At 67.1% G+C, this 8,482-nt stretch carries 6 protein-coding genes; 4 read left to right on the top strand and 2 right to left on the bottom strand.

The genetic code is table 11. The features are described from left to right. From E3O45_RS15695 to paaZ, 4 genes are all read left to right on the top strand, one after another. A partial coding sequence (locus E3O45_RS15695; RefSeq protein ID WP_241985400.1) for a DEAD/DEAH box helicase occupies nt 1–1,669 on the top strand: 1,669 nt, incomplete at its 5' end. Nucleotides 1,670–1,842: 173 nt separating this feature from the next. Continuing rightward, nucleotides 1,843–3,027, top strand: a complete 1,185-nt coding sequence (locus E3O45_RS15690; protein WP_134444350.1) for an acetyl-CoA C-acyltransferase — start codon at nt 1,843–1,845, stop codon at nt 3,025–3,027. A 46-nt stretch (nt 3,028–3,073) separates the two neighbouring features. Continuing rightward, nucleotides 3,074–3,967, top strand: coding sequence for a 3-hydroxyacyl-CoA dehydrogenase family protein (locus tag E3O45_RS15685; RefSeq protein WP_134444348.1), 894 nt, complete (start codon nt 3,074–3,076; stop codon nt 3,965–3,967). A 131-nt stretch (nt 3,968–4,098) separates the two neighbouring features. Beyond that, the gene (paaZ, locus tag E3O45_RS15680; RefSeq protein WP_134444347.1) at nt 4,099–6,156 is read left to right on the top strand and encodes a phenylacetic acid degradation bifunctional protein PaaZ; all 2,058 of its coding nucleotides are present in this window, start codon (nt 4,099–4,101) and stop codon (nt 6,154–6,156) included. A gap of 104 nt (nt 6,157–6,260) precedes the next feature. On the opposite strand, the gene E3O45_RS15675 is transcribed toward paaZ, so the two are convergent. Then, nucleotides 6,261–6,680, bottom strand: a complete 420-nt coding sequence (locus tag E3O45_RS15675; RefSeq protein WP_370450389.1) for an ATP-dependent DNA ligase — start codon at nt 6,678–6,680, stop codon at nt 6,261–6,263. Between the two features lie 160 nt (nt 6,681–6,840). Beyond that, nucleotides 6,841–8,091: a low temperature requirement protein A gene (locus E3O45_RS15670; RefSeq protein ID WP_166789532.1), complete on the bottom strand. Its 1,251-nt coding sequence runs from the start codon at nt 8,089–8,091 to the stop codon at nt 6,841–6,843. Nucleotides 8,092–8,482: the final 391 nt, after the last annotated feature.

Raw genomic sequence — 8,482 nt, 5'->3', positions numbered from 1 at the left:
TCCGTCCTATGGTGACCGCAACAGCGCTCCCCGTACCGAGCGTCCGTCCTATGGTGACCGTGCTCCGCGTACCGACCGTCCGGCCTACAACAACGACCGTCCGGCTCGTACCGAACGTCCGTCCTATGGTGACCGCAACAGCGCTCCCCGTACCGAGCGTCCGTCCTACGGTGACCGTGCTCCGCGCACCGACCGTCCCGCCTACAACAACGACCGTCCGGCTCGTACCGAACGTCCCTCCTACGGTGACCGCAACAGCGCTCCTCGCACCGAGCGTCCGTCCTACGGCGACCGCGCCCCGCGCAGCTTCGAAGACCGCGCCCCGCGCCGCTCCAACGATGACCGCCCGCCCCGTCGCGACTTCGGTAACGACCGTCCCAGCGACGGCGACAGCAAGTTCTACCCGAAGCGCAGCGAAGAGGGTGTCAAGCCCACCTTCGCCGGTGGCGAAGACGTCGTCCTCGAGCGTCTCGAAGCCATTGCAACGACCGCGTCCGACGTTGTCGGCGTAACCTTCGGCGATCTCGGCCTCGGCGAGAACATCGTTCGCGAGCTCGCCACCCTCGGCGCTCCGGCCCCGTTCCCGATCCAGGCCGCGACCATCCCCGACGTTCTCGCCGGTCGCGATGTGCTCGGCCGTGGCAAGACCGGATCCGGCAAGACCATCGCCTTCGCTGCTCCCTTGGTTGAAAAGCTCATGGAGAACAACGGCGCCAAGGACCGCAAGCACGCCCGCAAGCCGCGCGCGCTCATCCTGGCCCCGACCCGTGAGCTCGCGCTGCAGATTGACCGCACCGTGCAGCCCATCGCTCGCAGCGTCGGCCTCTTCACCACCCAGATCTACGGCGGAGTTCCGCAGTACCGTCAGGTGAGCGCCCTCCAGCGCGGCGTCGACATCATCGTTGGCACCGCCGGACGCATCGAAGACCTCATCGACCAGGGTCGCCTTGACCTGAGCGAAGTCGTTATCACCGTGCTCGACGAGGCCGACTACATGTGCGACCTCGGATTCCTCGAGCCCGTGCAGCGCATTCTGCGTCAGACCAAGGCCGGCGGCCAGAAGTTGCTCTTCTCCGCCACCCTCGACAAGGGCGTTGCCTCGCTGGTCAAGGAATTCCTGACCAACCCGGCCGTGCACGAGGTCGCCGGCGAAGACCAGGCGTCCTCCACGATCGACCACCGCGTGCTCGTCATCGAACACCGCGACAAGAGCCGCATCATCGAAGAGCTCGTCAACCGTGAGGGCAAGACGCTCATCTTCAGCCGCACCCGGGCCTACGCTGAGCAGCTCGCCGACCAGCTCGAAGACGCCGGAGTCAAGGCCACCAGCCTGCACGGTGACCTCAACCAGGCCCGTCGTACCCGTAACCTGCAGATGCTCACGAGTGGCCGGGTCAACGTGCTCGTCGCAACGGATGTCGCTGCTCGCGGAATCCACGTTGACGACATCGATCTGGTCATCCAGGCCGACGCCCCCGACGAGTACAAGACGTACCTGCACCGTGCCGGCCGGACCGGCCGCGCGGGCAAGACCGGAACCGTCGTGACGCTCATCCCCAAGCAGCGCAAGCGCCGCATGGACGAGCTGCTCGACCGTGCCGAGATTGACGCGAGCTACACCTCCGCCACCCCCGGTGACGCGGCTGTACGCGAACTCGCCAACATTTAGCATCCGTTTGAACTAAAAGGGGCACTCGCCAACCGGCGGGTGCCCCTTTTTCGCGCCCGGTGCCCAGTGGGTTGTGCGAACTCGGCCGCGTCTGCCAGAATTACTTTCCGAACGATCGGTAAGTTAGCGATCGTTCCCGCAGCCACACGCAGACACCGTCGTCAGGAGAGAATATGGCCGAGGCCTACCTCGTTGGAGGAGCACGCACCCCCGTAGGCCGCTACGGCGGAGCGCTGGCCACGGTTCGTCCCGACGACCTCGCCGCGCTCGTCGTCGGCGAAGTCGTACGCCGCGCCGACATCGACCCCGGCCTGATCGAGGAGATCATCTTCGGCGCCGCCACCCAGGCCGGCGAAGATAACCGCAACGTCGCCCGCATGGCAGGGCTGCTCGCCGGGCTGCCCGACCACGTACCCGGAATTACCGTCAACCGGCTCTGCGCCTCCGGAATGTCCGCCATTACGATGGCCGCCCAGGCGATCCGCGCCGGCGACGCCGACCTCATGATCGCCGGCGGCGTCGAATCAATGACCCGCGCACCCTGGGTGCAGGCCAAGCCCGAGCGCCCCTGGGCCAAGCCCGGCGCCCAGTTCGACACCTCCATCGGCTGGCGGTTCGTCAACCCCAAACTCGCCGCCCGCGACAAAGCCACCTTCTCCATGTCGGAGACGGCCGAGGAGGTCGCCCGGCTCGACGGCATTACCCGCTTAGAAGCGGATGCCTTCGCCCTCCGCAGCCATCAGCGCGCCGCTGCCGCGATCGATGCTGGCCACTTCGTTGACGAAATCGTCGGCGTGCCCACCAAAAAGGGCGAGGTACTCGTCGATGAGGGCCCGCGCCGGGACACCACCCTCGAGGGCCTCGCCGCCCTGCGCCCCATCGTCGCGGGCGGCTCCGTCGTCACGGCCGGCAACGCGAGCTCGCTCAACGACGGCTCGTCGGCGATTCTGGTCGCGAGCGGTGAGGCCGTGAAAAAGTACGGCCTGACGCCGCGCGCCCGCGTCGTCGTCGGCGCGAGCGTCGGCCTGGCCCCCGAGATCATGGGCCTCGGCCCGGTCGTCGCCACCCAGCGTGCCCTCGAGCGCAGCGGCCTCGACATCGCTGACCTCGGGGCGATCGAGCTCAACGAAGCCTTCGCCACCCAGTCCATCGCCTGCATCCGTCGCCTCGGCCTCGATGAGGAGATCGTCAACCGGGATGGCGGGGCGATCGCGCTCGGGCATCCGCTGGGATCGAGCGGAGCGCGCCTGGTCGTGACCCTGCTGGCCCGCATGGAACGGGAAAATGCCGGGCATGGCCTCGCCACGATGTGCATCGGTGTCGGCCAGGGCTCGGCCCTCATCCTGGAGCGGGTCTAGTGTCGAAAGGCACGGCCGCCGTAATCGTCACTGTGGAGGATATCTGATGTCTGTTTCTGAACTGGAACTCGGTGATCGCGGCGAAAACGGCGTGCCCGACCGGGTTGGCGTGCTCGGCGGCGGGCGCATGGGCGCCGGTATTGCCCACGCCTTCCTGCTGGCCGGTGCCCGCGTGGTACTGGTTGAACGCAACGACACCGAAGCGGATGCCGCGCGCGAGCGTGTGCTGCGCGCCGTCGATGCGAGCATTGCCCGCGGGGCCACCGGCGAAACCCGTCTCGAACTCGAGGACCGCCTCGCCGTCGGCGCCGACTTCGGTCTGTTCAGCGACCGGGAACTTGTCATGGAGGCCGTCCCCGAGATACGCGCGCTGAAGGTCGACGCCCTGCAACGGGTCGAAGCAGAGCTTCCCGATGATGCCGCGCTCGCCAGCAACACCTCCTCGATCTCGATCGACGACCTCGCCTATGAGCTGAAACGTCCGGCCCGCTTTCTCGGCCTGCACTTCTTCAACCCGGTTCCCGCCTCGAACTTGGTCGAACTGGTCACCGGCAGCGCGACCTCGGCTGAATTGGTAGCGGATGCCCAAAGCTGGGTCTCCGCCCTCGGCAAGACTCCGATCACCGTCAGCGATGCCCCCGGATTCGCCTCCTCCCGGCTCGGAGTGGCCCTCGGACTCGAGGCCATCCGCATGCTCGAAGAGGGAGTCGCGAGCGCCTCGGATATCGACGCCGCCATGATGCTCGGCTATAAGCATCCGGTTGGACCGTTGAAACTGACCGACCTGGTCGGGCTCGACGTGCGGCTCGGAATCGCCGAATACCTGCACAAACAGCTCGGCGCCCGCTTCGAACCGCCGGCGCTGCTGCGCCGGCTCGTCGCCGAGGGCAAGCTCGGCCGCAAGTCCGGCCAAGGCTTCTACCGCTGGGACGAGGCCTGATGCCCGCCCCGACCACGCAAGGCAATCTCGAAAACGCACCCAATCCGTTGGCCGAGCTTGCCGAGACCGCCATTCCGAAAACGCGACCCATCCTCGAAAACGCACCCCATCCCACCGCCAAGGAGGCGCCCATGACGACCATTCTGCCCAGCTACGTTCAGGGCGCCTGGTGGACCCCGACCGATGCCTCGACCGGTACCGACGTCTGTGACGCCTCGACCGGCGAGGTCGTCACGCGCGTCAGCACCCACGGCCTCGATCTGGCCGCCGCGCTCGACTACGCGCGCACGGTCGGCCAAAAATCGCTCGGGGAGCTTACGTTTCACCAGCGTGCCGTGCTGCTCAAGCAGATGGCGCTGCTGCTGACCGAGCGCAAGCAGGAGCTCTACGCGCTCTCCAGCCGGACCGGCGCCACCAAGGTCGACTCCTGGGTCGACATCGACGGCGGAATCGGCGTGCTGTTCAGCTACTCCTCCAAGGGCCGCCGTGAACTGCCCAACGCCCGTGTCTACGTCGACGGACCGGTCGAGCCGCTCTCCAAGGACGGCTCCTTCATCGCCCGCCATATTTACTCCCGCCTGCCCGGCGTGGCCGTGCAGATCAACGCCTTCAACTTTCCGGTCTGGGGTGCCCTGGAGAAGTTCGCGCCGGCCTTCCTCGCCGGGGTGCCCACCCTGGTCAAGCCCGCGACCCCGTCCGGCTACCTCGCCGAAGCCTTCGTGCGCATCCTCGCCGACTCCGGACTGCTGCCGGAGGGCTCGCTGCAACTCGTCTCCGGCAGCGTGCCGACCCTGTTCGACGACGTGCGCCTCGGCGACCTCGTCGCCTTCACCGGATCGGCCTCCACCGCCGAGAAGCTGCGGGCGAGCGAGTCCGTGCAGACCGGGGGAGTGCGCTTCACCAACGAGACCGACTCGATCAACGCTTCGGTCCTTGGAACGGATGCCGTCACCGGCACTCCCGAATTCGACGCCTTCGTCAAGCAGGTCGTCACCGAGATGACGGTCAAGGCCGGCCAGAAGTGCACCGCCATCCGTCGCGTCATCGTGCCGCGCGCGGCTATGGATGACGTGGTCGCGGCCGTGCAGGCGCGCATCACCGAGCGCACCGTGCTCGGCGACCCGCGCGCCCAGGGCGTCACCATGGGCCCGCTCGCCTCCACCGCGCAGCGCCTCGAAGTGCTCAAGCAGGTCGCCCGCCTGCAGGCCGCCGGCGGCGAACTCGTCGTCGGTCAAACGGATGCCCCCGCCGTTCTGCACGCGGACGGCACGACCGGGTTTGCTCCCGACGGCGCTTTCGTCGAGCCTCTGCTGCTGCGCTTCGACGATGCGTCGGCCGCCGCCGTGCACGAGGTCGAGGCCTTTGGCCCGGTCTCGAGCGTACTCGGCTACGACACCATCGATGAGGCCATCGCCCTCGTTCGGCGCGGCGGCGGATCGCTCGTGACCAGCATCGCCACGCACGACCCGTCAGTGGCCGTCGCCCTGATGACCGGCATCTCGGCCTTCAACGGTCGGGTACTCGTGCTCGACCGTGACGACGCCCGCACCTCGACCGGGCACGGTTCGCCGGTGCCGCAGCTCGTGCACGGCGGCCCAGGCCGGGCCGGCGGCGGCGAAGAGCTCGGCGGCATCCGCGCGGTGCTGCACCACATGCAGCGCACCGCCATTCAGGGCTCACCCGAGATGCTCACGGCGATCACCGGAATCTGGCACCAGGGCGCGACTGCGCGAGCCGGCTCCACGCATCCGTTTCGAAAGAGCCTGGCCGAGCTCGTAATCGGCGACCAGATCGTCTCGGACTCGCGCACGGTGACCCTCGAGGACATCGAAACCTTCGCCCAGTTCACCGGCGACACCTTCTACGCCCACATGGACGAGGAGGCGGCCGCAGCCAACCCGTTCTTCCCTGGCCGGGTGGCGCACGGTTACCTGCTCGTCTCCTGGGCCGCTGGCCTGTTTGTCGATCCGGCCCCCGGACCGGTACTCGCCAACTCCGGCCTCGAGAACCTGCGTTTCGTCACGCCGGTCTCGCCGGGCGACAGCATTCGTGTCGCGCTCACCGCGAAGCAGATCACCCCGCGTGAGACCGACGAGTACGGCGAGGTGCGCTGGGATGCCGTGCTGACCAACCAGAACGACGAGCTGGTCGCGTCCTACGACGTGCTCACCCTGGTTGCCAAGCACTAACTTCCACCATCTCCAACAGCGGGCCCGCGCATCGAGCGCGGGCCCGCAGCCGTGAGCTCGGTCCGCGGTCGGGCGCGCCCCTCGGTCGTGATTGAGCGCGCTCGCTACACGGGCAGGGGCACGGTGGTCCCGCGCGTGGACGCACGGGCGGTGACGGTGGTCCTGGGTCGCGGCGACAGAGGAGTGTCCGGCATGGAGTCGTCCTCGCTCACTATGACCAGTCCCTGGGCGCTGTTGGCCGAACGGCACAGGTCTTCGATCCACTGGCGGTTGAGGGTGGCCGCCCGACCTCCCACGAACTTGAAGTAGAGCGGAATAGCGGGATTGAGCCAGATCGAACTGCGCCCGGACCCCACCTCGGCGGAATCGCGCCAGGACAGCAGAAAGCTCTCGCCGCGGCGCAGCTTCTGAACGATCACCATTTGCAGGTGTGCCAGGGTGCGGTCGTCGATCTCCACGATGACTCGATCATACGTAAGAGAGCCCATGAGTGCCTTCCAATCAAATTCAGCAATGCCGCTCATGTCAGTATCTCGGCCGCGCCAGGAGAGCACTAGAGGCCAACGGCCCCACCTGCCCCCCAGTTCGTCCGGGGCCGGGGCCGGGGCCGGAACCTGAGCCCAGCTTACAAACTGGGCCCGCGTTCGTAAGGTGGGCCCGGCATCCGCTCAGCACTAGCGTGATTCAACCGGCGTCGTCGTCTGTGGTGCCGGCGCGAACGCGCGCGATCGTCTCCCACGCCGCCACGGCAACCAGAATGACCGAGGTCACGACGCCCAGCCCGAGCGGAGTCACGAGGGCGGCGGCCGCACCGGCCACGGCGAGCACGGCAATTCCGACGACGTGCGAGATGAGCACGGTGCGCGCGACGATCCAGCGAAACAGCAGCAGCCCGACGAGGTAGAACAGCGGCCCACCGACCAGCGTGACGGCCACCGGAAGCGTCATGACATCCTCCGGATGCTCGAGCACTGATTTATCCGCGACCGAGGTCAGCACAATTCCGGCGATGACGATCGCGTGCACGTAGGTATAGGCGAGTCGAGCGATGCGGCCCGGCTCGCTCGACGCGGCGATCGCCTTGCTCCCGGCACGCTCCCCGTGATCGAAATAGAGCCACCACATGGCTACGCCGTTCACAAAGGCGAGAAACAGACCGGCAATCCCCAAAGCGGATACCTCCTGATCGACAAATGCAAACCCGGTCACCAAAAAGGACTCGCCGATCGCGATGATCACGAACAGGGCGCTGCGCTCGGCAATATGCGGGCCGGAGACATCCCAGTCGTCGACACCGGGTGCTTTCAGCCCGGGAACGCGAAACCCGAGGCTCGCGGACCCGTACTCGATGGCGAGGGCGATGAGCCAGGCCGGCAGGCGATAGGTCAGCGGCAGCAGCGCCCCGACGATCCAGAAGGCGCCGGCTGCCGACAGCCAAAGCAGAATGCGCAAAAACGTCGCGTGCAGGGCCGGATCGTGCCGGGCGAGGGCGAGCACCATGAACACCGTGCGCCCGAGTTGCAAGGCCACGTACGCGATGGCGAAGATCAGCCCCTGGTCACCGAAGGAATCGTAGATCGAGGTACTGATCACGAGACCCACGAGGGAGAGGCCGATGACGACACCGCGCACCGGCAGCCTGGCCGGATCGAGCCAGTTGGTCACCCAGGTCGTATACACCCACAGCCACCACAGGGCGAGCACGAGAATGATTGACTCCAGTGCACCCACCCAGGACTGGTTGGCATACAAATAGCGCGAGAGCTGAGTCAGCGCAAAGACGAAAATGAGGTCGAAAAACAATTCGATGTAGGTGACGCGCTCGCTGCGCTCGGTGTCCTCCGGCCGCAGCAGGCTTCGCCGAAACCCGAGACGCAGAATCCAGGCGCGATGCTCAAGCGGATGCTGCTGCGTCGTCTTAGATGATCGGCTCACGTCCCCAGTCTCCCGCAAGCCCCCGACATCCGCAGTTCCAATTCCGCCTCACTTACGTCCCGGGCCCGGAATCCGGGCCCAGCCGATAACCGGGGCCCGCCTTCACAGGGTGGGCCCGGTGGGTGAGTGAATGACGTGGGCCCGTTGGGGCGGGTGGATGCCGAGCACGGCCTTGCGTCCGGGCCTGGGCCCGGACGCTGGGCCCATGTTCTATCGTGGGCCCGGTTCCGTAGGGTGGGCCCGGCTTCCGAGCTAGGTATGGGGAGTTGGGTGCGGACCGGTGCGACACGCCCGGGTGGGGGGCGTTTTGACGGGTGGGTGGTCTGGCCGTAATGTATCTATACGTACCCCAAAGGTGCGGAAAGCCGCAGTGCTTTCCGGCCTCATGTGG

Origin of the sequence: Cryobacterium sp. TMS1-20-1 (genome assembly GCF_004402355.1) — a bacterium.
Taxonomy (GTDB): domain Bacteria; phylum Actinomycetota; class Actinomycetes; order Actinomycetales; family Microbacteriaceae; genus Cryobacterium; species Cryobacterium levicorallinum.
The sequence above is the reverse complement of the archived record's forward strand: the minus strand, read 5'-3'. Positions and strand labels throughout refer to the sequence as shown.

Coding starts and splice junctions, on each gene's coding strand:
- E3O45_RS15690 (WP_134444350.1), top strand. CDS start 1,843: ATGGCCGAGGCCTACCTCGTTGGAGGAGCACGCACCCCCGTAGGCCGC.
- E3O45_RS15685 (WP_134444348.1), top strand. CDS start 3,074: ATGTCTGTTTCTGAACTGGAACTCGGTGATCGCGGCGAAAACGGCGTG.
- paaZ (WP_134444347.1), top strand. CDS start 4,099: ATGACGACCATTCTGCCCAGCTACGTTCAGGGCGCCTGGTGGACCCCG.
- E3O45_RS15675 (WP_370450389.1), bottom strand. CDS start 6,680: ATGAGCGGCATTGCTGAATTTGATTGGAAGGCACTCATGGGCTCTCTT.